The sequence below is a fragment of the Streptomyces sp. NPDC048637 genome (assembly GCF_040650675.1).
Lineage (GTDB): Bacteria > Actinomycetota > Actinomycetes > Streptomycetales > Streptomycetaceae > Streptomyces.
In genome coordinates this window covers 414,129-438,401 of the sequence record NZ_JBEZHQ010000002.1, presented here as the reverse complement: position 1 = coordinate 438,401, position 24,273 = coordinate 414,129, and the positions used below count along the sequence as shown (strand labels likewise).

The window sequence follows — 24,273 nt, the reverse complement described above, 5'->3', positions numbered from 1 at the left end:
AAAGGGGCGGGCCCGACGGAACGTGTCCGTCTTGCCCGCCCTTGTCCTGCGGTTTTGCCGGCCGGGACCGGCCGGTGCCGCCTCAGTCCTCGGCCGACGCCGCCGTCTTCTTCGCCGCCGCCGTCTTCGCGGTGGTCTTCTTGGCCGTCGTCTTCTTGGCTGTCGTCTTCTTCGCCGCGGTCGTCTTCTTCGCCGCGGTCTTCTTGGCGGTCGTCTTCTTCGCGGCCGTCTTCTTGGCCGGCGCCTTCTTGGCCGCCTTCTTCGCGGTCTTCTTCGCCGGCCCCTTGGCGCGCTTCTCCGCCAGCAGCTCGTAGCCCCGCTCGGCGGTGACCGTCTCGACGTCGTCGTCCCGCCGCAGCGTCGCGTTGGTCTCGCCGTCGGTGACATACGCACCGAACCGGCCGTCCTTGACCACCACCGGCTTACCGCTCACCGGGTCCGTGCCCAGCTCCTTCAGCGGCGGCTTGGCGGCGGCCCGCCCGCGCTGCTTGGGCTGGGCGTAGATCGCCAGCGCCTCGTCGACGGTGATCGTGAAGAGCTGCTCCTCGTTCTCCAGGGAGCGCGAGTCGGTGCCCTTCTTCAGATACGGGCCGTAGCGGCCGTTCTGCGCGGTGATCTCCACGCCCTCGGGGTCCTTGCCGACGACGCGCGGCAGCGACATCAGCTTGAGCGCATCCGCCAGCGTCACCGTGTCCAGGGACATCGACTTGAAGAGCGAGGCGGTGCGCGGCTTGACCGCGTTCTTGCCGGTCTTCGGGGTGCCCTCGGGCAGGATCTCGGTGACGTACGGGCCGTAGCGGCCGTCCTTGGCGACGATCTGGTGGCCGCTGTCCGGGTCCATGCCCAGCTCGAAGTCACCGCTCGGCTTGGCGAGCAGCTCCTCCGCGTAATCCACGGTCAGCTCGTCGGGCGCCAGGTCGTCGGGGACGTCGGCGCGCTGGTGGCCCTCGGCGTCCTTCTCCCCGCGCTCCACGTACGGGCCGTAGCGGCCGACCCGCAGCTTGATCTCGTCGCTGACCGGGAAGGACGAGATCTCCCGGGCATCGATCGCGCCCAGGTCCTCGACCAGTTCCTTGAGCCCGCCGAGGTGGTCGCCGTCGCCGTTGCCGGCGTCCGCGGCACCGCCCTCGCCGTGGCCCTTGCCGAAGTAGAAGCGCCGCAGCCACGGCACGGACTGCGCCTCACCGCGGGCGATGCGGTCGAGATCGTCCTCCATCTTGGCGGTGAAGCTGTAGTCGACCAGCCGGCCGAAGTGCTTCTCCAGGAGGTTGACCACCGCGAAGGACAGGAAGGACGGGACGAGCGCGGTGCCCTTCTTGAAGACATAGCCGCGGTCGAGGATCGTGCCGATGATCGACGCATAGGTCGACGGGCGGCCGATCTCGCGCTCTTCCAGCTCCTTGACCAGCGTGGCCTCGGTGTAGCGGGCGGGCGGCTTGGTGGCGTGCCCGTCGGCGGTGATCTCCTGCGCGGTCAGCGCATCGCCCTCGGCGACCTGCGGCAGCCGGCGCTCGCGGTCGTCGAGCTCGGCGTTGGGGTCGTCGGCGCCCTCCACATAGGCCTTGAGGAAGCCGTGGAAGGTGATGGTCTTGCCGGACGCGCTGAACTCGACATCCCGGCCGTCGGCGGCCCGGCCACCGATCTTGACGGTGACGGAGTTACCGGTCGCGTCCTTCATCTGGGAGGCGACGGTCCGCTTCCAGATCAGCTCGTACAGCTTGAACTGGTCGCCTCTCAGACCGGTCTCGGCCGGGGTGCGGAAGCGGTCGCCGGAGGGGCGGATCGCCTCGTGCGCCTCCTGCGCGTTCTTGACCTTGCCGGCGTACGTGCGCGGCTTGTCCGGCAGATAGTTCGCGCCGTACAGATGCGTCACCTGCGCCCGGGCCGCGGCGACCGCGGTGTCCGAGAGCGTGGTGGAGTCCGTACGCATATAGGTGATGAAGCCGTTCTCGTACAGCTTCTGCGCGACCTGCATCGTGGACTTGGCGCCGAAGCCGAGCTTGCGGCTGGCCTCCTGCTGGAGGGTGGTCGTACGGAACGGGGCGTACGGCGAGCGGCGGTAGGGCTTGGACTCGACCGAGCGCACCGCGAAGTCGGTGTTCTCCAGGGCGGCGGCGAGCGCGCGGGCGTTCGCCTCGTCCAGGTGGAGGACGTCGTTCTTGAGCTGCCCGTTGGGACCGAAGTCACGGCCCTGGGCGATACGGCGGCCGTCGACGGTGTTCAGCCGCGCGGTCAGCGTCGACGGGTCGCTCGCGTCACCCGCCCGGCCGGTGGAGAAGGTGCCGGTCAGGTCCCAGTACTCGGCGGAGCGGAAGGCGATGCGTTCGCGCTCCCGCTCGACGACGAGGCGGGTCGCGACGGACTGCACCCGGCCGGCCGACAGCCGGGGCATGACCTTCTTCCACAGGACCGGCGAGACCTCGTAGCCGTAGAGGCGGTCGAGGATACGGCGGGTCTCCTGGGCGTCGACCAGCTTCTGGTTCAGATCGCGCGGATTGGCGACGGCCTCACGGATCGCGTCCTTGGTGATCTCGTGGAAGACCATCCGGTGGACGGGGACCTTGGGCTTGAGGATCTCCTGGAGGTGCCAGGCGATGGCCTCGCCCTCGCGGTCCTCATCTGTGGCGAGGTAGAGCTCGTCGGACTCGGCCAGCAGCTCCTTGAGCTTCTTGACCTGGTCCTTCTTGTCACTGTTGACGACGTAGATCGGCTGGAAGTCGGCGTCGACATTCACACCGAGGCGGGCCCAGGGCTCGCCCTTGTACTTCGCCGGGACCTCTGCGGCGCCGTTGGGCAGATCGCGGATGTGTCCGACGCTGGCCTCGACCACGTAGCCAGGGCCGAGGTAGCCCTTGATCGTCTTCGCCTTGGCAGGCGACTCGACGATGACGAGTCGGCGGCCGCCGCCGTCTGTGGTCTCGCTGGTCGGGGACAACTTCGCTCTTCTCTCCGGTCGACGCTGGGAATGCTCCCCGGCCGGACGCCGGGACGCACTGCGGTGACGCTTGACGCTGCGGAGTGTGACGGTACCTCCCGGCCCCGTGTCAAACGGAAAAACCCCGCAACGCCACTCGAACGGTAACCCGACTACATGCCTTCATGCCGCCCGGACCGCATCAGGCGCTCGCCACGGGCCCCGGGGCCGGCCCTATGGATCATGACGGGGCCGCTCCGCTCCCCGGTGTCCACGCCGGCCGTTCCCGGCGCGCCGCAGCCCCGGCACCTCCGGTGATTCCACACAGTGACGGATCCCCGACGGTTCATCGCTCGCCCGGGGCCGCGCACCGCTCCGCCCGCCGGCCGGCGACTGTCACAAGGCGGCGCCGGATGCCGTCATTGCCTTGATACAGCACGTGAGCGGGCTGGCAGGATGGACACGGCACGGCTCGCCGTTCGAGCCGAGTACTGCCGTCATCACGCACTCTCGGGGGGAACACCACCCATGGCGAACCAGTACCCCGGACCGCCTCCGGAACAGCCGCCCGGCCAACCCGGCCAGAACCCTTACGCCACGCCGGAGAGCAGCCGGCCCGCCGACCCCGGTTACGGCTATCCGCAGGGCGGCCGCCCCGGGGACCCCGGATACGGCTATCCGCAGGCCGGCTCGCAGCCGCAGCCCGTTTACGGCTATCCGCAGGGCGCCGTGCAGCCGACGCCGCCGCCCGGTTTCCCGCCGAGCGCGCCGCCGCAGCCGGCACCGGGCGGTTTCCCCGGGGCCCAGCCCGGCGGAATGTCCCTGTCGCTCGGCGATATCGCGGTGAGCGGCGACACCATCATGACGCCGGCCGGGCCGATGCAGCTGAAGGGCGCAGTGTGGACGGCGACCGATATGTCGCGGACGGAGGAGAGGATCCCGGCGCACGCGGTCGTGCTCGCCATCGTCTTCTTCCTCTTCTGTCTGCTCGGCCTGCTCTTCCTCCTGATGAAGGAGCGGGTGACGACCGGGTTTGTGCAGGTCACGGTGAACAGCGGGGGCCGGCACCACGCCACGATGATCCCGGTGCAGTCACGCGAGCAGGTGATGTGGGTGCTCAACCAGGTCAACTACGCCCGGTCGCTGAGCGTGTGAGCACCGGGGAGTCCTGGGGTCCCGCCGAGCCTGCGGGCCCCACTGGGGCATCGGTCCGGACGCGCACCCTCCGCCGGGCGTCGGTCACGCTCGGCATCGGTGCGGCGGCCGCCGTCTACCTCTGGCACACCGATCCGCACCAGCCGGGGCAGCTGCTGATCCCCTGCCCCTTCAAATGGACCACCGGACTGTTGTGCCCACTGTGCGGCGGAACCCGGATGGCGTACGACCTGATGCACGGCGAGGTCCTGACGGCCTTCCACGACAACGCCGTGCTGCTCCTTCTGGGCGGGCCGGCCGTGGCGTACGCCGTCGCGCGCTGGCTGGTCGCCGGCCTCCGCGGGCGGGTCTACCGGCCCCGGCTGTCGGGCCGCGGCAATGCCGTGGTGCTCGGCATCGCCGCGGTGTGGATGCTCGCCCGCAATCTCGTCGGCTAGGGACGGTCCGGCCGCGGTCCGGACCGTCCGGCCTCAGTGCGTCAGTGCGTCAGTGCGTCAGTGCGTCAGCGCACGGTGACCGTGACGACCGGCGAGGTGGTGCTGCCGGTGGCCATGCGGAGCTGGTTGACGCCCTTGATGCCGAGCTTGACCCGCACCGAGTAGGCACCGCTGGAGTTGACCGGCGTCTGCGCGGGCAGCGAGACCCACTTCGCGCCCTGCTTCTGCTGGACGGTGAGCTTGGTGCCGGCCTTGATGCCCTTGGCCACGCCGGTGATCCGGAACTGCTCCCAGGCCTTGACCGTCGTCGCACTGGCCTTGGCCGTCAGGGTGGCGGCGGCCGGTGCGGCGGCGACGACCGGCTTGGGCGAGTGGAGGTCCTGCGGTGCGGCGAAGGCCGCGGCCGAGCCGCCGGCCAGCAGGGAGACGGCGATGACGCCGACGGAGGCGTAGCGAAGTGCACGGTTCATAGGGGTTCCTCACGGAAGGGGCCGGCCCGTTGGCCGACCGGCCTGTTGGTGACCTTCACTGAGGAACATGCCCTGACAGCACCGGATAGTTCCCACGTACCGGCACACACCGGCCATTTATGACAGAACTGGCTGGAAGTGAACGTAGCACCTTCCGGCGGCAGTTGAGGAAGACGCCCGGCACCGATGGTGCCGAACCGACGACCGACGGGACAACAGGGCGACGCCTGCGGCTACAACGCCGCCAGCAGCCAATAACCCGTGGCCAGGAACACCACCCCGGACAGCAACGCCGTCACGGTGGCGACCGGACGGCTGACACCCTCGGCGACCGGGGTACCGGTCCGCGCGCAGACGCCCGTCCACACCAGAAGTCCGGCGCCGAACAGCGCGAAGGCCACACCGGCGAATGCCTCGGGTCCACTCTCCATGCGCGCAGCGTGGCACCCCGGCGCGGCATCCCGGCGAACGCGGGATGAACGCCGTCCGCATGTCGCCCACCGCTTCCCCCCGCCCTCGTCAGCCGCCCGCGTCAGCCGCCCGCGTCAGCCGCCCGCGGCCACCGGCTCCAGGAACCCCTGCTCGACCAGCATCCGGATCGAGGCCGGGGTGCGGTCCCGCAGCAGGACCGGGTCCTCGCCGACGAGTTGGGCGATGGCGTCCAGAATCCGCCCGGCGGGCATCGAGCCGTCACACACCCCGGCGAAGCCCGCGCCCACCGTGTCCACCTTCGTGGCCCGCCGCATACCGCGGTTCTGCCGCAGCACCACATGCTCCGGATCCTCCGCCCCGGGCAGCCCGACCTGCTCCTGGACCACCTCGTCGGCGAGCCGGAAATGGCCGGCCAGCAGCGCCGCGTCGTCCGTGGCCCGCAGATAGTCCTGACGGTCGAAGTGCCGTACGACCGACTCCCCCAGCGGCTGCTCGACCGGATGCGGCCATTCCTCGACGGTGAGGGAGGGAGCGTCCGAACCGGACTTGCGCAGCGTGATCCACCCGAAGCCGATGGCCTTGGTCTTGCGTGCCTCGAACTCGTCGAGCCAGGCGTCGTACCGCGCCGTGTACGCCTCGTCGCCCGCCCGGTGATCGCCCGCGTCGCGCAGCCACAGCTCGGCGTACTGGGTGATGTCCTGCACCTCGCGCTGCACGATCCAGGCGTCACAGCCGCGCGGCACCCAGGACCGCAGCCGGTCGTGCCACTCCTCGCCCGCCACATGCTGCCAATTGGCCAGCAGCTGGCAGTAACCGCCGTCGTTGAGATGCGCGGCGGACTGCTGGACGAGCGTCCGGCACAGGTCGTCGCCGCCCATGCCGCCGTCCCGGTAGGTGAGGCGGGCGCCCGGGGAGATCACGAACGGCGGGTTGGACACGATCAGGTCGTACGTCTCGTCACCGACCGGCTCGAACAGCGAGCCCTCCCGCAGGTCCGCCGTCCCCGCTCCGGAGAGCGCCAGCGTCAGCGCGGCGATCCGCAGCGCCCGGGGGTTGAGGTCGGTGGCCGTGACGCGGGTGGCGTGCTGGGCGGCGTGCAGCGCCTGGATGCCGGAGCCCGTACCGAGGTCGAGCGCCTTGGTGACCGGCCGGCGCGTGGTGATCCCGGCCAGGGTCGTGGACGCACCGCCGACGCCGAGCACCAGCTGTGCCCGGTCCGCCTCCCCGACGCCCCGGATACCGCCGGCCCCGCCGACCGCGCAGCCCAGGTCGGAGACGATCCACCAGTCCTGCCCCTCGGGGCCGCCGTACGGGCGCACATCCACACTGGCGCGCAGCTCGTCGCCGTCCTGCACCAGCCAGCCGTCGGCGAGGCAGTCCGCGACCGGCAGCGCGGCCTGCGCGCGCCGCGGCTCCACCGGGCGCTGCAACAGGAACAGCCGCACCAGGGTCTCCAGCGGGCTGTCGCCGCGCGTGGCCCGCAGGGCGGGAACGGTCTCGCTGCGCGCCAGCGCGGCATAGGCCGGTGCGCCGAGCAGGTCCAGCAGCCCGTCGGCGGTGAAGGCGGCGGCCAGCAGCGCTTCGCGCAGCCGGGCCGTGCGGGCGTTGCTCTCGGGGTCCTGGGCATCTGCGGTGGGGAGGTGCGTACTCACGCCCACCATTGTCGGCCCTGCCACTGACAAACGGCGACGGCCCGGCGCCACACCCTTCTCGGGCGCGTCGCCGGGCCGTCGGAGCCGTTGCCGGTTCGCGGATGCCGCGGCTCACCGGCTCGGCCGGCTCCCGTGGCCGCTACGACTTCTTGGACTGCGTGGGCGCCGGGGCACCGGACGCAGCGGGGTTCTGGCATCCCTTCTGGGCGGCCATCGCCGTGCCGACGTCACCGGCCTCGAGGTTCTTGAAGGCGGCCTCACTCTGCTTGTTGAGCTTGTTGATGCCGTTGGAGAGGTCGCGCAGACCGTCCGCGAACTTGAGCTTGTCCGAGGTATCGAGGCTGTCGACCTGCTTCTGGAGGTTCGCGTAGCCCTTGGAGAGCGAGTTGAGCTCCTTGACGGCGTTCTGCTGGGCCTGCTTGCCCTGGTCGGTCGGCGGGGGCCCGGCCTTCTCCAGGGACTTGGCCAGCGAGGCGTAGGCGCCGGAAATCTTCTGGAAGGCGGCCGAGTCGGTCTGCTGGACCTTCTTGGAGTCCGTGCTGCCGTTGTCGGCCGTCTGCATGGCGCCGTTGGCGTCCTGGATCTTCTTGAACTGAGCCTGCGCAGGGTCGCAGAAACTCTTCGCCCAGTCATTGAGCTTCTTGCTGCTGTCGTCGCTGCAGCCGGTCAGCGCGAGCACCAGTGCGGCACCGCCGGACAGTGCAGCCACAAGCTTCTTGTTCACCGGATTGGTCCCTTCCATGGCTCTCGGCCCCGGAACATACACGTCCAAAGGGCCTGGGCCACCGGTCGGGCATCCCGCCCTGCCCTCATTGCAGCCATTTGCACCAAGGACCGCAGGGCCACCCGAGCACGCGGAAGGCGGGTGGCCGGCGCCTGCAAAATACGCCGTCCACCCGCCCAGTTGAGCGGTCCGCGAGCCCTTTCGGTGGTCCTTTCCGGCTAGGACGCCACCGCTGTCTTGGCCGACTTGGCGATACTTTCCGGATCTTCGGAGTTGTCTTCGTCACCCACGGCGATTCCACGCCGCTTGGAGACGTAGACCGCCCCGACGATGACGGCGATCGCCAGCGCCGCGACCACGAGCCGGACGCCCGCGCTCTTGTCCTGGCCGTATGAGAACTTGACCACAGCGGGCGCGATCAGCAGCGCCACCAGGTTCATGACCTTCAGCAGCGGGTTGATCGCCGGGCCCGCGGTGTCCTTGAACGGGTCGCCGACGGTGTCACCGATGACCGTTGCGGCATGCGCCTCGCTGCCCTTGCCGCCGTGATGCCCGTCCTCGACCAGCTTCTTGGCGTTGTCCCACGCGCCACCGGAGTTGGCGAGGAAGACCGCCATCAGCGTGCCGGTGCCGATCGCACCCGCCAGGAACGAGCCGAGCGCGCCGACGCCCAGCGAGAAGCCGACCGCGATCGGGGTGAGCACGGCCAGCAGCCCGGGGGTGGCCAGCTCACGCAGTGCGTCCTTGGTGCAGATGTCCACGACCCGCCCGTACTCGGGCTTCTCGCTGTAGTCCATGATCCCGGGGTGCTCCCGGAACTGCCGGCGCACCTCGAAGACCACCGCTCCCGCCGACCGCGAGACCGCGTTGATCGCCAGCCCGGAGAACAGGAAGACCACCGAGGCGCCGAGGATCAGCCCGACCAGGTTGTTGGGCTGCGAGATGTCCAGGCTGAGGCCCATCCCGGTGGCGGCGTTGCCGACCTCCTGTACGGCGGTGGCGATCGCGTCCCGGTACGAGCCGAAGAGCGCGGCCGCGGCCAATACGGCCGTCGCGATGGCGATGCCCTTGGTGATGGCCTTGGTCGTGTTGCCGACCGCGTCCAGGTCGGTCAGCACCTTCGCGCCGTCACCGGTGACATCGCCGGACATCTCGGCGATGCCCTGCGCGTTGTCGGAGACCGGGCCGAAGGTGTCCATCGCCACGATCACGCCGACGGTGGTCAGCAGGCCGGTGCCGGCCAGCGCCACCGCGAACAGCGCCAGCATGATGGAAGCGCCGCCCAGCAGGAACGCTCCGTAGACGGCCAGGCCGATCAGCACCGCCGAGTAGACGGCCGATTCCAGGCCGATCGAGATACCGGAGAGGATGACGGTGGCCGGGCCGGTCAGCGAGGTCTTCCCGATGTCCTTCACGGGCCGCCGGTTGGTCTCGGTGAAGTAGCCGGTCAGCTGCTGGATCAGCGCGGCCAGCACGATGCCGATGGCGACCGCCACCAGTGCCAGCATCCGCGGGTCGCCGCTGCGGCTGAGGATCTCGACGTCGGTGACACCCTTCAGGCCCTGGTAGTTGGACGGCAGGTAGGCGAACACGGCGACGGCCACCAGGACCAGCGAGATGCCCGCGGAGATGAAGAAGCCGCGGTTGATGGCCGTCATGCCGCTGCGGTCGCTGCGCCGGGGCGCGACCACGAAAATGCCGATCATCGCGGTGAGGACACCGATGGCCGGAACCAGCAGCGGGAAGGCGAGCCCGGCGTCGCCGAAGGCCGCCATGCCGAGGATGAGCGCGGCGACCAGGGTGACCGCGTACGACTCGAAGAGGTCGGCGGCCATACCGGCGCAGTCACCGACGTTGTCGCCCACGTTGTCCGCGATGGTCGCGGCGTTGCGCGGGTCGTCCTCGGGAATGCCCTGCTCGACCTTCCCGACGAGGTCGGCGCCGACGTCCGCGGCCTTGGTGAAGATGCCGCCGCCGACCCTCATGAACATCGCGATCAGCGCGGCGCCGAGGCCGAAGCCCTCCAGCACCTTGGGCGCGTCGACCGCGTACACGAGCACCACGCAGGAGGCACCGAGCAGGCCCAGCCCCACGGTGAACATTCCGACGACGCCACCGGTACGGAATGCGATCTTCATCGCCTTGTGAGAGACGGCCGTAAGATCCCTTTCCCGGGTATCGCCGTCTTCGGGAGTGGCTTCCCGGGCGGCCGCCGCGACGCGCACATTGCTGCGCACGGCAAGCCACATGCCGATATAGCCGGTGGCCGCCGAGAATCCGGCGCCGATCAAGAAGAAGGCGCTGCGTCCGGCGCGCTGCGTCCAATTGTCCGCAGGCAGCAGCATGAGCAGGAAGAACACCACGACGGCGAATACGCCGAGGGTCCGCAACTGCCGTGCCAGGTAGGCATTTGCGCCTTCCTGCACGGCCGCCGCGATCTTCTTCATACTGTCGGTTCCCTCACCGGCCGCGAGCACTTGGCGGACCAGCACCGCCGCGACTGCCAGCGCCGCCAGGGCGACCACGGCGATCACCAGCACGATGCCGCGGTTGCCCGCCGTAAGTGACGGCCCGGCCAGAAAAGTGGGGGTGTCAAGCAACTGAGGGGTGTAAGGCCCCGCCATTCGTCCTCCTTGACGTTTGGCACATGGGCGCGCGGAAGCACGCTCAGGCGTCCTGAGCAAGATGTGGACGGATTGTAGGGAGCCGCGGTTGATCAAAACAGTACGCGTCAAAGGGAATTCGCCGGTAGCTGGGAAGATCAAAAGGCCGACGGGCTACGGAATTCGCCCGGACGAAGGAAAGCGGCGAATTCGCTGACCACTGCCCGATGATCTCTCTGTCGTACTGATCGCCCACGGGTCGCCCGCTGATCGCCGCTGCTCAAGGACGCCGCCTCGGAGCCTGCGCCGATTGAGGTGTGCGTGACGCCGGAGAGAATTGATCCGCCCGGCTACGGCCGAACGGGTGACCCATGGCGCGCGAACCGCTCCCCGCCACCCGATGAAGAGCCGTCAGATCGAGTCCGGATCGCAACGCATGAGACGGGAGCGGAGACCGGGAACATTCGGTACGGCGAAGCTGAGGCGGTCCGGCGAAGCTCCGGCGAAGCCCCCGTACCGCGGTCAGCGACGCTCCTCAGCGCCATCGGGAGCCGAGGCGGTCCGCCCGTGGTGGGGCAGGCCGCCCCCTCCCCGGCCCGTGCCGGCGCCGGACCGGGCCCCGCCGGGGGGGCACGAAGTCAGCACACGTCGGTGTGCACGGGGTCAGCACACATCGGTGCGCAGGGTCAGCGCACGTCGGTGTGCGCAGGGTCAGCGCCTCACGGGGCCGGAGCCATCACGGAGGTGGGAGACCGGCAGAACGCCGTACGGGCGCCCTCTCCGGCGATCTCGCGGCCGACCGGCGCCGCTCTCGTGCGCGAGCCCGCCACAGCCGCCGTCATCGCCCTCGGAGCGTCGGTGCGTGGAAGGACTGCGGACGTGACGGTTCATGTGGAAGGACTGCGGAACGTGACGATTCATGCCGCGCCACCTACGACGGACAGCGCGGCTCGGAGGCATCCCCCGGAAAGGCTTCGGAGGCGTTCCCCTGAAGAGACGGCGGAAGCGCTACGGCAGGACCGCGGCCGTCGTGGTGGGCCAGGTCATGCGGATCAGCCCGCCGTCCTTGCCGGCGGTCACCTCGACATCGTCGACCAGCCCGCTGATCACGGCGAGACCCATCTCGTCCTCGCCCTCGGCATCGCTCTCCGCGACGCCCTCGGCTTCGTCGGCGCCGTGCGCCGTACCGGAGTCGCCGGTCACCCCGTCGCCCACTTCGATGGAGAACTTCTTCTCGTCCTCGATCAGCAGGACCCGCACCGGTGCCGCGATCTCATGGCTCTCGTGCAGGCCCACGGCCCGGCTGCACGCCTCACCGACGGCGAGCCGCACCTCGTCCAGCACGGCCTCGTCCACCCCCGCGCGCCGTGCCACAGCAGCCGCGACCAGACGCGCGGTGCGGACATGCTCGGGAAGGGCGCTGAAACGAAGTTCGACGGTGGCCATGCCATCCCCCTCGATATGCGGGCGTGCGACGCAGGGGGCCGGACCTCCGTCCGGTACCCCCCACTTCTTCCTCCCCCCGCGCCTGAGGGCGCGGGGGACCGGCAAAACCGTCAGTCAGTCGCCGAGACGGCTTCCTCGACCGAGGTGTGAATCGGAAACACCTTGGTCAGTCCGGTAATACGGAAGATCTTGAGAATGCGCTCCTGGTTGCAGACCAGGCGCAGCGAGCCCTCATGGGCACGCACCCGCTTGAGCCCGCCGACCAGTACGCCGAGCCCAGTGGAGTCCAGGAAGTCGACACGTTCCATGTCCACCACGAGGTGGTAGCTTCCGTCGTTCACAAGCTCGACCAGCTGCTCCCGCAGCTTGGGCGCGGTGTATACATCAATCTCGCCACCGACCTCGACGACCGTACGGTCGCCAACGGTCCGGGTCGACAGGGACAGGTCCACGGATCCTCCAGCACCTTGCTATCGAGCGGTCGCCCCCCTGGGGCCTCCCCACCGAAGGTAGGGGCGGATCTGGCAGCCGCCATGGCATTCAATCACTTACCAGTAGGCGTGCACGACGCCCTTTAAGCATTGTCCGTCACTCCGGTGACACACTCGGTGCCGATGGCCTCCAATCCACTCCCGCCGGATGCGGGTGCGCGCCCGTCCCCAGGCATGATTCTCGAACGTCTCGCCAGGGGCGCGACCCGCGCTGCGCGCATCACTCATACGGAGCACTTGCCCCCGCGCATCGGCAGCCATGCCGACTGGCCGGAACAGATCCGGCCGGAAGTGATCGACGCCATCCGCTCGGCCGGAATCGATCGTCCCTGGGCCCACCAGGCACGGACGTCCGAACACGCACTGCGCGGCGAATCGGTCGTCGTCGCCACCGGCACCGCCTCGGGGAAGTCCCTGGCGTATCTCGCACCGGTCCTCTCCACGCTCCTGGACGGCTCCGCGGCCCCGAACGGGAGAGGGGCCACGGCCCTCTATCTGGCCCCCACGAAGGCGCTGGCGGCCGATCAGCGGCGTGCCGTACGTGAGCTGGCCGCCCCGCTGGGCCCGGCCGTACGGCCCGCGGTCTACGACGGCGACACCCCCGTCGAGGAGCGCGAGTGGGTCCGTCAGTACGGCAACTACGTCCTGACCAACCCCGACATGCTGCATCGCGGCATCCTGCCGTCGCACCCCCGCTGGTCCTCCTTCCTGCGCGCGCTGCGCTATGTCGTCATCGATGAATGCCACAGCTACCGCGGCGTCTTCGGCTCCCATGTCGCGCAGGTCGTCCGCCGGCTACGTCGTATCTGCGCCCGCTACGGCTCCGAGCCCGTTTTTCTGCTCGCCTCCGCCACGGCCGCGGAGCCGGGACAGGCCGCGACCCGGCTCACCGGCCTGCCCGTGGTGGAAATCACCGAGGACGCCTCGCCGCGCGGCGAGTTGGTCTTCGCGCTGTGGGAGCCGCCGCTGACCGAACTCCACGGCGAGCAGGGCGCCCCGGTCCGCCGGACCGCCACCGCCGAGACCGCGGATCTGCTCACCGACCTCGCCGTCCAGGGCGTACGCACCGTCGCCTTCGTCCGCTCCCGGCGCGGTGCCGAACTGATCGCCCTGATCGCGCAGGAACGGCTCGCGGAGGTGGACCGCTCGCTGCCCGGACGGGTCGCCGCCTACCGGGGCGGATATCTGCCCGAGGAACGCCGCGCCCTGGAACGCGCCCTGCACAGCGGTGAGCTGCTCGGCCTGGCCGCCACCACCGCGCTCGAACTGGGCGTGGACGTCTCCGGGCTGGATGCCGTGGTCATCGCCGGCTATCCGGGGACCCGGGCGTCCCTGTGGCAGCAGGCCGGCCGGGCGGGCCGCTCCGGGCAGGGCGCGCTCGCCGTGCTCGTGGCCCGCGACGACCCGCTGGACACCTATCTCGTCCACCACCCCGAGGCGCTCTTCGACCAGCCCGTCGAGTCCACCGTCCTCGACCCCGACAACCCGTATGTGCTCGCCCCGCACCTGTGCGCGGCCGCCGCCGAACTCCCGCTCACCGAATCGGACTTCCCGCTCTTCGGGCCCGCGGCCGGCGGTCTGATGCCGCAGCTGGAGGCCGCGAGCCTGCTGCGCCGGCGCGCCAAGGCCTGGCACTGGACGCGCCGGGAGCGCGCCGCCGACCTCACCGACATCCGCGGGCAGGGCGGCTCGCCGGTACAGATCGTGGAGGCCGGCACCGGGCGGCTGCTGGGCACCGTGGATGCCGCCGCCGCGCACACCGCCGTCCACGACGGCGCGGTCCACCTCCACCAGGGCCGTACCTATGTCGTGCAGCAGCTCGACCTCGCCGACGATGTGGCACTCGTCGAGGAGGCCAGCCCGCCCTATTCCACGACTGCCCGCGACACCACGGCGATCTCCGTCCTCGACACCGACACCGAGATCCCCTGGGGCGACGCCCGGTTGTGCTTCGGGTCCGTCGAGGTCACCAACCAGGTCGTCTCCTTCCTGCGCCGCAAGCTGATCACCGGCGAGGTCCTGGGCGAGACCAAGCTCGATCTGCCGCCCCGTACGCTGCGCACCCGCGCGGTGTGGTGGACGGTCACCGAGGACCAACTCGACGCCGCCCGCGTCAATCCCGAGCAGCTGGGCGGCGCTCTGCACGCCGCGGAACACGCCTCCATCGGCATGCTGCCGCTCTTCGCCACCTGCGACCGCTGGGACATCGGCGGCGTCTCCGTGCCCCTCCACCCGGACACCCTCCTGCCGACCGTCTTCGTCTACGACGGCCACCCGGGCGGCGCCGGATTCGCCGAGCGCGCCTTCCACACGGCCGCCGACTGGCTCACCGCCACCCGCAGCGCCATCGCCTCCTGCGAATGCGAGGCCGGCTGCCCTTCCTGCATCCAGTCGCCCAAGTGCGGCAACGGCAACGACCCGCTCCACAAACGGGGCGCCATCCGGCTGCTGGGCGAGCTGTTGCGCGGTGCGCCGCAGGGGGCGTAGCGAGGTGCGCAGCAGGGGGCGCAGCGGGGGTGCCGCCGCGGGCCGGGCACCGGCCGGGGCCAGAGCCGGGGCCGGGGCCAGGGCCGGGGTCGGGGTCGGGGCCGGGGCCGGGGCCGGGGTCAGAGCCGCGGCCGGGGTCAGGGTCGGGGCCAAGGCAGGGGTCAGGGTCGGGGCCAAGGCAAGGGCCCGGGTCGGGGTCGGGGTCGCCGCGGCTCGGGCCCGCGCCGGGTCACCGCGTCCCGGCGGTCCGGCCCGCGCCCGTACCCGGGAGGTGAACGGGCGGCTGCCCGCCTCGGCCGAGACATCCGCGACCGGCCCGGTCACCACGCAGCGCACCAGACGGGTGTGCTGCGCGGCCGCCACCCGGCGGGCCGCCGCGCAGGCCACCGGCGGGCCCCGCAGGGCATGATCCGCGGCGGCCAGCGCCGCCAGGTCCGCGGCGCCACCCGCCCGGTGCCGTGCCGTGACGGCCTGGCCCACGCCGATCAGGGCCACGAAGACCGCACAGAGCGCCGCCGCGGCGAAGACCGTCCACACCGTCGCCGAGCCCTCATCGCCGCACCGTCTCCTCCGCAAGAGCCACCGCCTCCCCCGTGACCTGCACCGTCAGCCGCCCCACGCCGGGCAGCTCGGCCGCGACCCGTACACGCACCAGATCGCCCTCCCGTGCCAGGGCGATCCGCGCGCGCCGTGGAGCCGCGCCCCGGGCTGCCGAGATCACCGCCGCCCGCGGCTCCGACCGTGCCGCGGCACGCGCCCCGGCCCGCGCCGCGTCCACACACTCGATACGGGCACAGACCGCCATCAGCCCCCAGATGAGCGTCGCCACCACCGCCACCAGGACGGGTAGGGCCACGGCCGTCTCCGCCGTCACGAATCCGGCGTCGCGAGTCCGCGGGGTGCCCCGGGCCCGCAGGCCCGGGGCACCGCCGTCAGAACTGGACATTGATCGCCCGCTCGAGCGTCGACCGCAGCAACGCCTGCACCGGTCCGCTCGTCACGACCTTGTAGAGCACCGCGGCCAAGGCACACGCCGCGAGCGTCCCGACGGCGTACTCCGCCGTGGTCATCCCCCGGTCGTCGGCCCCGATCGCGCGCAGCTCCGCCCACCACCGTCGCAACCCTCCGCACCTTGCACCCCGAAACATTCGAACCCCCTTTGAACGGCCCTGATCCATGGCCTCTGATGAATTGACCTCTGATCCATTACTTCTGGTGAATGGCTTGGTGAATTGGCTTCTGACATGCCGGTTGAACTGGCCTCCGGCATGGCTTCCGGCATGGCCCCTCGCATGGCCGGTGAGCCGGTCCGTCCGTCGGCCCCGTTCCGGTCCACGGGCCTCGCCGCGATCTCCGCAACGGCCCGCGAACGCGCTGTGTCCGCCGCTCAGTTACGTCCCAGCAGGCCGCTTGCCAGGCCGATCAGCACGGGTGCCACCCCGAGCGTCAGGAACGCCGGCAGGAAGCACACCGACAGCGGCAGCGTGACCAGCACCCCGGCCCGCCGGGCCTGCGCGGTTGCCGCCCGGGCCTGCTCCGCCCGGAGTTCGGCGGCGATCCGGGACGCCGACTCGACGGCCGGTACCCCGGATATCCCGGCGCGCTCCATACAGCGCGCCAGTCCTTCGGCGCCGGGGAGAGCCGCCAACCGTGGCCAAACGGCCGCCGGTTCACCGCCCAGGCGCAGTTCCGCCGCCACCTGGCGCAGCCGCTGTGCGACCGGCCCGTCGAGCGACCGGCCCACCGCCTCCGCCGATTCCCGTGGTCCGGCCCCGGCCGCGAGGCAGGCCGCCAGCAGATCGCCGGCCGGGGCCAGCTCCGCCCGTACCTCCGCGACCGCCGAACGCACCGCCTCCGCACCCCGTTGGCGGGCCAGGTAACGCTGCGCGCCGTAGCCCACGGCGAGTCCCACCAGGATCCCCGCCATGCCACCGACGAGGATGACCACGAGGCCGGCCGCCCCCAGGGGCCCGGCCCACTCCCCCAGCCGGCCGTTCCGTGGCGCGCCGTCCCTCACCGTCCCTGCTCGCCGACGCCACCGGACACGGGCGAAGGATCCGGTCCGGGCCCCGTCCCTCCCGCCCCGGTCCTGTCCGGTGGCCCACACCGCCGGGACCCGTCTCCGAACGGCGCGTCCGCGGTGTGCCTCCCGCACCAGCGCCACGGCACACAGCACCGCTGCCATGGCGGCGACCGCCATCCCCACCCTGTGGACAACTTCCGCGCTCACACCGATCCCCTCCCTACGCGTCTTCCGCGGCCGCGACGATCCGCGCCGTCCAGGCCACCCCGCCCCACTCCAGAAGCCCGCCGACCACCAGGCAGCCCCACCCGACCGGGGTGTGCAGCAGCACCCGCAGTGGGTCGGCTCCCAGGGCGCTGCCCATCAGGAGCCCGGCCGCCGGCAGCAGTGCGAGCATCAGCGCGGTGGCCCGGGGACCCGCCAACTGGGCACGCAGCTCGTCGCGCTGATCCCGCTGCGCCCTGAGCCCGGCCGCGATCCGCTCCAGCCCCGAGGCCAGCCCCGCGCCGCCCTCCACGGCCACCTGCCAGCAGGCGGCCATGCCGGTCAGTCCCGCTGCCCCCGGCTGCCGCGCCGCCGAACGCAGCGCCTGGGGCACATCCCCGCCGTACCGCGCGGCCGCCAGCACCGCCGAGCCCGCCGCTCCCAGGCCCGGCGCCCCCGCGGCGAGCAGGGCCTGGGCGGGCTGCCGCCCGGCCCGCAGCTCGCCCGCCACCGCCGCGCACAGCCCGATCACCGCGGCGGCGCGCCGTTCGCGCACACGCCCCGCGCCACGGGTGACCAGCCACCGGCGGACAAGGAAGACGGCGACCACGGAAGCGACCGCCGGGAACACGGATCCGCCCAGCACCCCCAGCGCCAGACCCGCGGGCAGACACCAGACCTCCGGCCCCAAGTCCCCCCAGCGGCCGATGCTCCAACGGCGCCCCGCTTCCCCCTCGACCAGCCGCCCCGCGCACCACTTCCGTGCCCCCTCACCCCGCAACCAGGCCCGCCATCCCCCTGCCGACTCCGCCTCTCCGCGGCCCCCGAGCAGCGCCCGGGCCCGCCGCCTTACGTCCTCCGGCCGGCCACCCGCCGACCGGAGGGCAGCGCCCGCGCAGAGCACCGCGACCACCAGCGCCACCCCGGCCACACTCATCGGGACACACCCCCGCCCCGCTCACACAGCTGCCTCAACCGCCCCCAGCCGCGCCCCTCTTGGAAGCCGCACGGGCCCCAGACGGCAGCCGGCACGGTCACCACGAACCCCTCGCGGTCCCGCTCCAGGACATGCAGCTCGGCGATCCGGCGCCGCCCCGTCCGGTCGCGTACGAGATGCAGGACGACCGCGAGCGCGGCCGCCAGCTGGCTGTGCAGCGCGGCGCGATCCAGTCCCGCGGTCGAACCCAGGGCCTCCAGGCGGGCGGGGACATCACATGCGGCGTTGGCATGGACCGTGCCGCAGCCGCCCTCATGGCCCGTGTTCAGGGCCGCCAGCAGGTCCGTGACCTCAGCACCGCGCACCTCGCCGACCACCAGCCGGTCCGGGCGCATCCGCAGCGCCTGGCGTACGAGGTCCCGCAGCGTCACCCGGCCGACGCCCTCCTGGTTGGCGGGCCGGGTCTCCAGCCGCACCACATGCGGATGGTCCGGCCGCAGCTCCGCCGAGTCCTCGGCCAGGACGATCCGCTCGGCAGGGCCGACCAGGCCGAGCAGCGTGCTGAGCAGAGTCGTCTTGCCGGAGCCCGTACCGCCGCTGATCAGGAACGACAGCCGGGCCGCCAGCAGCGCCCGGAGCAACCGGTCGCCGCCCGGCGGGACCGTGCCGGCCGCCACCAGCTCCGCGAGGCCGAAGGCCCGCGGCCGCAGCACCCGTAGGGACAGACAGGTCCCGGCGACGGCCACCGGGGGCAGCACGGCATGCAGCCGGGTGCCGTCCGGAAGGCGGGCGTCCACCCATGGCCGGGCATCGTCCAGCCGCCGGCCGGCCACCGCCGCCAGCCGCTGGGCGAGTCTGCGTACCTCTGCCGCGTCCCGGAAGCGGACGTCCGTACGCTCCAGCCCACCACCGCGGTCCACCCATACCTCGTCCGGCGCGGTGACCAGAACGTCCGTGACATCGGGCGCGGCCAGCAGCGGCTCCAGCGGCCCGCTGCCCACCATCTCGGACCGCAACGCGGCCACCACGCCCAGCACTTCGGCGTCCCCCAGCAGCCGCCCCTGCTCGCGCAATGCCACGGCCACCCGGGCGGGTGTCGGCTCCGCCCCGGCCTCGGCGAGCCGCCGGCGCACCACCTCCAGCAAGTCCTGTCCCTGGCTCATGGCCGGCCTCCGCCCCGGCCGGCCACACGGAATGCCACCGGGTCGACCGCAGGGCCCTTCGCGCCGGTGCGAGGTCCCGTGCCCCGCCCGGGGCCGCCGCCCGGTCCTGGCTCCGGGGCGGCCGGCGGCCCGCCGCCGTCGCCCCCGCTCTCCGTCAGCCGCTCCCAGAACGCCGTGCAGAACCTCGCCAGCGGTCCGCGCACCTGCGCCCCCGGTGGCACCCCTCGCGACAGATCCGCCAACAGGCCCGCCTCCCAGGGCACTTCACCGGCCAAGGGCAGCTCCATGAGGCGGGCGATCTCGTCGGGCGGCAGGCCGTGCCCATGGCGTCCGGGAGCCCCGCGCGCCACCACGCGCAGATCGCCGAGCACCTTCTGCACCCCGGCGGCCACCCGCTGCGCCGCCGCGACCGCGCGCAGCTCCGTAGGGACGAGCAGCAGACCCATGTCCACCTGGACCAGGGCCTCCATCACCGACACGTCGACCCTGCGCGGCAGGTCCACCACCACGACACCGCCGCGCCGGCGCGCCGCGGCCATGACCGCGCGCATGGCCGGGGGCGGGATGGTGACATCCGAGCCCCGGTCCCAGCTGAGGACCCGGAACGAGTGCAGCCGCGGCAATGACTCGGCCAGGGCGCCGCAGGCCACCCGGCCCCGTGATTCGGCGAAGGCGGGCCAGCGCAGGCCCTTTTCCTTCTCACCGCCCAGCAGGACGTCCAGCCCACCGCCCAGCGGGTCCCCGTCGACGAGCAGCGTGCGCCGTCCCGTGCGGGCCGCGGTGACGGCCAGCGCGCCGGCCAGGGTGCTCGCGCCGGCGCCGCCGCAGCCGCCGATGACGCCGACCGTCAGGGCCGGCGGTCCGACGCCCTCGACCGCATCGGCGATCCGGTCCGCCAGCCAGCGCTCGCCGTCGGGGAGCGCCAGCACCCGCTCGGCGCCGAGGGCGACGGCCAGCCGCAGGACGGCCGGATCGTCCGCATCCCGCCCCGTGAGGATGACGCCCGCCCGGCGTCCGGCACCGCGCAGTCGGTGCGCGCAGTCCGCACCGATGATCACCAGGGGCGGCGCTTCCCAGTCCCCTTTGCGGGCAGGCAGGCCGTGCGCCACTTCGGGCAGCGCCCCGGCCGCCGCACACAGCCGCAGAAGATCGTCGAGGAGTCTTTCGTCCTCGGTGATGATCAGCGGACCGCCCCGCTCCTCGCCGGTGTGGACCGGCCGTTCCGATGGCGTGATTCCGGCCACGTTCCGTCCCCCCTATCGCTACGCGGCTCGCACCTCCGCGAACTCGCGGACTTTTACGTTGCAGCGATCGGGAAAATCTTGTGGATCTTGAACCAAATTTGTGGACAACTCCGCGGCTGTGAATATCCCTGTCACCTATTCCAGCGACGGACGGCCACTTCTGGGGCGCAAGGTGAGCCTTCCTCAGAGCAGTCCCTTGACTACGGTGCGTAAGGGCGCGGGAGCGTCGGGACCGCGGGTGCCGCGCGGGCAAGGGGAAGTGCGGATCGGCGTCCGGTGACGGAAAATGCGTCCGGACATGCGACGACCCCCGCCGGGGGGGAGAGCGGGGGTCGTCCCCACGGCCGACTCGGGGGGGGAGGAGCCGGACCGGGTTAGCACGGTCGCGAACGATCCGTGACTTCCATGGTGTACCCGAGAGCCTTCTCAGGCAAACCCACGCGCCAGACCTTACGCCGAATGGTGGGCGCCTATGCTCGCCCCGTGGAAAACCACTCCGTGCCTCACTCGACTCCCCGTACTGCCGCGTTCTTCGACTTGGACAAGACCGTCATTGCTAAGTCGAGCACGCTGACCTTCAGCAAGTCGTTCTACCAAGGCGGCCTGATCAATCGGCGGGCTGTACTGCGCACTGCGTACGCCCAGTTCGTGTTCCTGGCGGGCGGCGCCGACCACGACCAGATGGAGCGGATGCGCGAATATCTCTCCTCACTGTGCCGCGGCTGGGACGTGGCCCAGGTGCGGGAGATCGTCGCCGAGACGCTGCACGACCTGATCGACCCCATCATTTATGACGAGGCGGCCTCGCTCATCGAGGAACACCATGCCGCGGGGCGGGACGTCGTGATCGTCTCCACCTCGGGCGCCGAGGTCGTCGAGCCGATCGGTGAACTCCTGGGAGCGGACCGGGTGGTGGCCACCCGTATGGTCGTCGGCGAGGACGGCCGCTTCACCGGAGAGGTGGAGTACTACGCCTACGGCCCGACCAAGGCGGAGGCCATCCAGGAGCTCGCCGTGTCCGAGGGCTACGACCTCGAGCGCTGCTACGCCTACAGCGATTCGGCCACCGACGTCCCGATGCTTGCGGCAGTCGGCCACCCCTTCGCCGTCAACCCGGACCGGGCGCTGCGCCGCGAGGCGGTCGCGCGGGGTTGGCCGGTCCTCTCCTTCAATCGGCCGGTCCCGCTCAAGCAGCGGCTGCCGGCGCTGTCGATGCCCTCGCGGCCGGTGCTCGCCGCCATGGCCGCGGTGGGCGCGGCGATGGCCACCGCGACGCTGGTCTGGTACGCGAGCCGGCGGAAAACCGCAAAGCCACGCCTCGGCCTTATTGGCCGGAGCGGGCGCGCCACCCGCAATGACCGCGTTTGAAGTCAAACGTAAAGATCTGGGGCGTGGGGTTCCGCTTGCCCCGCCCGAGTAGTACAAAGGACTTAACGGCCCGCGAGACCAAGGACATCCGAGAGGAACACCTTTAACGCAGGAAGTGGCCCACGGACCGATGCATGAATGTCGGGCACCCACGCGACGTCGACCCGTCGATTGCGGGCCAGCCGCACCAGGTAACCGGACGAAGATTCCGACCTGATGGGCACATATTCGAGCACGCTTGGTAACCCGGCAGACATGCCAGCGGCGGTACCACAATTTGGTACCGCCGCATCCCTTGTTCAGGGGCGAATGAAGCAATCCTTCCGGAATTCTCCGAGCCCTGCCCAAAGTTTTTCGTCCGTCGCTCCTTATGCCGCGCCGCGCTGCAGCGCCTCACAGACGGCAGTGCTCTCCCGTACGCCGAGTTCCACCGCGCGTCCGCAGTGCGCGATCCACGCCGCGACGCCCTCCGGGGTACCCGAGACATAGCCCTCCAGGGCCGCGACATACGCCGCGCGCCCCAGTTCGGCGTGCCCGACCTCGGCGGGACAGATCGACTTCGGGTCCAGTCCGCTGCCGATCAGCACGATCCGCTCCGCTGCCCGCGCGACCAGCCCGTTGTACGTGGCGAACGGCCGCAGGGCGAGCAGCTCACCGTGCACCACCGCCGCGGTCACCAGCGCCGGCGCCTCGCTGCCCGCGAGGAGCAACCGCGCCAGCCCGTCCAGCCGCCCGGCCACCTCCCCGGCGTCCGGCAGCGGCAGCTCGATGAGCGGTTCGTCCACCGGCTCGGCGCCCAGCCGGGGCCGGCCCACCGTCTCGTCAGCGGCACGGCCGGACTCATCGGCGCTTCGGCCCCCGCCCGACGCGGCCACCAGATGGAGCCGCGCCAGCACCCGCAGCGGCGACTGCCGCCACACGCTGAGCAGCTGCCCGGCCTCGGCGGTCAGCCGCAAGGCTGCACCGACCGTTCGCGGGTCACCCTCGACGCCGAAGTCGGTGCGGCGCCGGACCTCTTCGAGCGCCCAGTCGGCCCCCGAGAGGGCCGCGGAACCGCGCGCTCCGCGCAGTGCCGCCTCGGACGTCACCTCGTTGCTGCGGCGTCGCATGACCCGGTGCCCGTAGACCCGGTCGACGCCCTTGCGTACGGAGTCCACGGAGTCGGCGACTCCCGGGAGCGAGGCCAGGGTCACGAGCGGGTCGTCGCTCGCCTGCGGGGGTTCGGGGGACGTCCCCCGGGAGTTTCCAGCCATGGGTACGACCCTACGCACCACCGGGCCGGGCCCCTCGAAGGAGTGGTCTTCCTCACGCAGGCCTCTCACCCAGAGCGAGATCAAGATTACCCTTGGTGAACATGAAGATCGCTTTCGTAGGCAAGGGCGGCAGTGGCAAAACCACCCTGTCCTCCCTGTTCATCCGGCATCTCGCCGCTTCCCGGGTCCCCGTGATCGCCGTGGATGCCGACATCAACCAGCACCTGGGCGCCGCCCTCGGCCTCGACGAGGCGGAGGCCGCCGCACTTCCCGCGATGGGTGCTCATCTGCCGCTGATCAAGGACTACTTGCGCGGCAGCAACCCCCGTATCCCGTCCTCCGAGTCAATGATCAAGACCACCCCTCCCGGTGAGGGCTCGCGACTGCTGCGGGTCGGCGAGGGCAACCCCGTCTACGACGCCTGCGTCCGGGCGGTGGACCTCGACGGCGCCGCCGTGCGGCTGATGGCGACCGGGCCGTTCACCGAGGCCGACCTCGGTGTGGCCTGCTACCACTCCAAGGTCGGCGCCGTGGAGCTGTGCCTGAACCACCTGGTGGACGGCCGCGAGGAGTATGTCGTCGTCGACATGACGGCCGGTTCCGACTCCTTCGCCTCCGGGATGTTCACCCGCTTCGACATGACCTTCCTGGTCGCCGAGCCGACCCGTAAGGGCGTGGCCGTCTACCGCCAGTACAAGGAGTACGCACGGGACTTCGGCGTCCCCTTGAAGGTCGTGGGCAACAAGGTGCAGGGCCCGGAGGACCTGGCGTTCCTGCGCGAGGAGGCCGGCGACGATCTGCTGGTCACCGTCGGCCACTCCGACTGGGTGCGCGCCATGGAGAAGGGCCGCCCGGCCCGCTTCGACCACCTGGAGGAGGCCAACCGGCACGCCCTGGAGACGCTGCACCACACGGCCGACGCCGCCTACGGGCGCCGCGACTGGGAGCGCTACACCCGGCAGATGGTGCACTTCCACCTGAAGAACGCGGAGAGCTGGGGCAATGCGAAGACCGGGGTCGACCTCGCCGCTCAGGTCGACCCGTCCTTCGTGCTCTCCGAGGGAGCAGCCACCCCACAGCCCGCCTGACCTGACAGGCGGCGCATGGCGGGTGCCGCCGGCGCGGCCGGTTCTGCCCGTCGGTACGGACAGGGCCGACACAGACGGGGCCGGTGCGGACGGGCCCGGAGAGGCGTGGGGGAGGTGCACCGCCCAGCCGCCCTTCGGCGCCCGCCCCACCGGCAGCACCCGCCCCTGATGCCGGGCCGCAG

General features: G+C 71.5%; 20 protein-coding genes and 1 pseudogene. 5 read left to right on the top strand and 16 right to left on the bottom strand.

The features are described from left to right. Positions 1-82 precede the first annotated feature (82 nt). Positions 83-2,935, bottom strand: coding sequence for a type I DNA topoisomerase (gene topA / locus AB0C46_RS04805; RefSeq protein ID WP_362825675.1), 2,853 nt, complete (start codon positions 2,933-2,935; stop codon positions 83-85). 507 nt (positions 2,936-3,442) lie between these two features. Here topA and AB0C46_RS04800 point away from each other — a divergent pair. Together AB0C46_RS04800 and AB0C46_RS04795 are read left to right on the top strand one after the other, a co-directional pair. Next, positions 3,443-4,069 carry a hypothetical protein gene (locus AB0C46_RS04800; protein WP_362825674.1) on the top strand — a complete coding sequence of 209 codons (627 nt, stop codon included), beginning with the start codon at positions 3,443-3,445 and terminating at the stop codon, positions 4,067-4,069. Next, positions 4,066-4,506 carry a DUF2752 domain-containing protein gene (locus tag AB0C46_RS04795; protein ID WP_362825673.1) on the top strand — a complete coding sequence of 147 codons (441 nt, stop codon included), beginning with the start codon at positions 4,066-4,068 and terminating at the stop codon, positions 4,504-4,506. Before AB0C46_RS04800 ends, AB0C46_RS04795 begins: the two co-directional genes overlap by 4 nt. 65 nt (positions 4,507-4,571) lie before the next feature. On the opposite strand, the gene AB0C46_RS04790 is transcribed toward AB0C46_RS04795, so the two are convergent. The 7 genes from AB0C46_RS04790 to bldG all read right to left on the bottom strand — a co-directional run bounded on the left by AB0C46_RS04790 (position 4,572) and on the right by bldG (position 12,285). Then, positions 4,572-4,976, bottom strand: coding sequence for a hypothetical protein (locus tag AB0C46_RS04790; protein WP_362825671.1), 405 nt, complete (start codon positions 4,974-4,976; stop codon positions 4,572-4,574). Positions 4,977-5,209: 233 nt separating this feature from the next. Next, a complete protein-coding gene (locus AB0C46_RS04785; protein ID WP_362825670.1) occupies positions 5,210-5,407 on the bottom strand; it encodes a hypothetical protein in 198 nt (65 codons plus the stop codon). A gap of 114 nt (positions 5,408-5,521) precedes the next feature. Further along, entirely contained in the window at positions 5,522-7,060 is a 1,539-nt protein-coding gene (locus AB0C46_RS04780; RefSeq protein ID WP_362825669.1) for a methyltransferase, read from the bottom strand. 139 nt (positions 7,061-7,199) lie between these two features. Then, positions 7,200-7,784 (bottom strand): small secreted protein, encoded by a 585-nt coding sequence (locus AB0C46_RS04775; protein ID WP_362825667.1) that lies wholly within the window; start codon positions 7,782-7,784, stop codon positions 7,200-7,202. 218 nt (positions 7,785-8,002) lie between these two features. Beyond that, entirely contained in the window at positions 8,003-10,408 is a 2,406-nt protein-coding gene (locus tag AB0C46_RS04770) for a sodium-translocating pyrophosphatase (RefSeq protein ID WP_362825666.1), read from the bottom strand. A 987-nt stretch (positions 10,409-11,395) separates the two neighbouring features. Next, positions 11,396-11,833, bottom strand: a complete 438-nt coding sequence (locus AB0C46_RS04765; protein ID WP_362825664.1) for an ATP-binding protein — start codon at positions 11,831-11,833, stop codon at positions 11,396-11,398. Positions 11,834-11,943: 110 nt separating this feature from the next. Continuing rightward, positions 11,944-12,285 carry an anti-sigma factor antagonist BldG gene (gene bldG, locus AB0C46_RS04760; RefSeq protein WP_018089983.1) on the bottom strand — a complete coding sequence of 114 codons (342 nt, stop codon included), beginning with the start codon at positions 12,283-12,285 and terminating at the stop codon, positions 11,944-11,946. A gap of 162 nt (positions 12,286-12,447) precedes the next feature. On the opposite strand from bldG, the gene AB0C46_RS04755 reads away from it, so the two are divergent. Further along, the gene (locus AB0C46_RS04755) at positions 12,448-14,811 is read left to right on the top strand and encodes a DEAD/DEAH box helicase (RefSeq protein WP_362825662.1); all 2,364 of its coding nucleotides are present in this window, start codon (positions 12,448-12,450) and stop codon (positions 14,809-14,811) included. A gap of 303 nt (positions 14,812-15,114) precedes the next feature. Here the strand turns inward: AB0C46_RS04755 and AB0C46_RS04750 are convergent. The 7 genes and pseudogenes from AB0C46_RS04750 to ssd form a co-directional block, all read right to left on the bottom strand. Beyond that, positions 15,115-15,348: pseudogene (locus tag AB0C46_RS04750) on the bottom strand (Rv3654c family TadE-like protein); the annotation flags it as partial. 13 nt (positions 15,349-15,361) lie between these two features. After that, positions 15,362-15,757: a TadE family type IV pilus minor pilin gene (locus AB0C46_RS04745; protein WP_362825661.1), complete on the bottom strand. Its 396-nt coding sequence runs from the start codon at positions 15,755-15,757 to the stop codon at positions 15,362-15,364. Beyond that, the gene (locus tag AB0C46_RS04740) at positions 15,744-15,959 is read right to left on the bottom strand and encodes a DUF4244 domain-containing protein (RefSeq protein WP_362825660.1); all 216 of its coding nucleotides are present in this window, start codon (positions 15,957-15,959) and stop codon (positions 15,744-15,746) included. The genes AB0C46_RS04745 and AB0C46_RS04740 overlap by 14 nt, the downstream gene beginning before the upstream one ends. Before the next feature lie 239 nt (positions 15,960-16,198). Further along, the gene (locus AB0C46_RS04735) at positions 16,199-17,041 is read right to left on the bottom strand and encodes a type II secretion system F family protein (protein ID WP_362825659.1); all 843 of its coding nucleotides are present in this window, start codon (positions 17,039-17,041) and stop codon (positions 16,199-16,201) included. Positions 17,042-17,054: 13 nt separating this feature from the next. After that, entirely contained in the window at positions 17,055-17,975 is a 921-nt protein-coding gene (locus AB0C46_RS04730; RefSeq protein WP_362825658.1) for a type II secretion system F family protein, read from the bottom strand. Next, entirely contained in the window at positions 17,972-19,138 is a 1,167-nt protein-coding gene (locus AB0C46_RS04725; protein WP_362825657.1) for a TadA family conjugal transfer-associated ATPase, read from the bottom strand. Before AB0C46_RS04725 ends, AB0C46_RS04730 begins: the two co-directional genes overlap by 4 nt. Then, positions 19,135-20,382, bottom strand: a complete 1,248-nt coding sequence (gene ssd / locus AB0C46_RS04720) for a septum site-determining protein Ssd (RefSeq protein ID WP_362825656.1) — start codon at positions 20,380-20,382, stop codon at positions 19,135-19,137. The genes AB0C46_RS04725 and ssd overlap by 4 nt, the downstream gene beginning before the upstream one ends. Before the next feature lie 459 nt (positions 20,383-20,841). Here ssd and AB0C46_RS04715 point away from each other — a divergent pair, with 459 nt between their 5' ends. Next, entirely contained in the window at positions 20,842-21,750 is a 909-nt protein-coding gene (locus AB0C46_RS04715) for an HAD-IB family hydrolase (protein ID WP_362825655.1), read from the top strand. Between the two features lie 368 nt (positions 21,751-22,118). Here AB0C46_RS04715 and AB0C46_RS04710 read toward each other — a convergent pair whose 3' ends face one another. Next, positions 22,119-23,003, bottom strand: a complete 885-nt coding sequence (locus tag AB0C46_RS04710) for an oxidoreductase (protein WP_362825654.1) — start codon at positions 23,001-23,003, stop codon at positions 22,119-22,121. 101 nt (positions 23,004-23,104) lie between these two features. On the opposite strand from AB0C46_RS04710, the gene AB0C46_RS04705 reads away from it, so the two are divergent. Further along, entirely contained in the window at positions 23,105-24,091 is a 987-nt protein-coding gene (locus AB0C46_RS04705) for an ATP-binding protein (protein ID WP_362825652.1), read from the top strand. Positions 24,092-24,273: the final 182 nt, after the last annotated feature.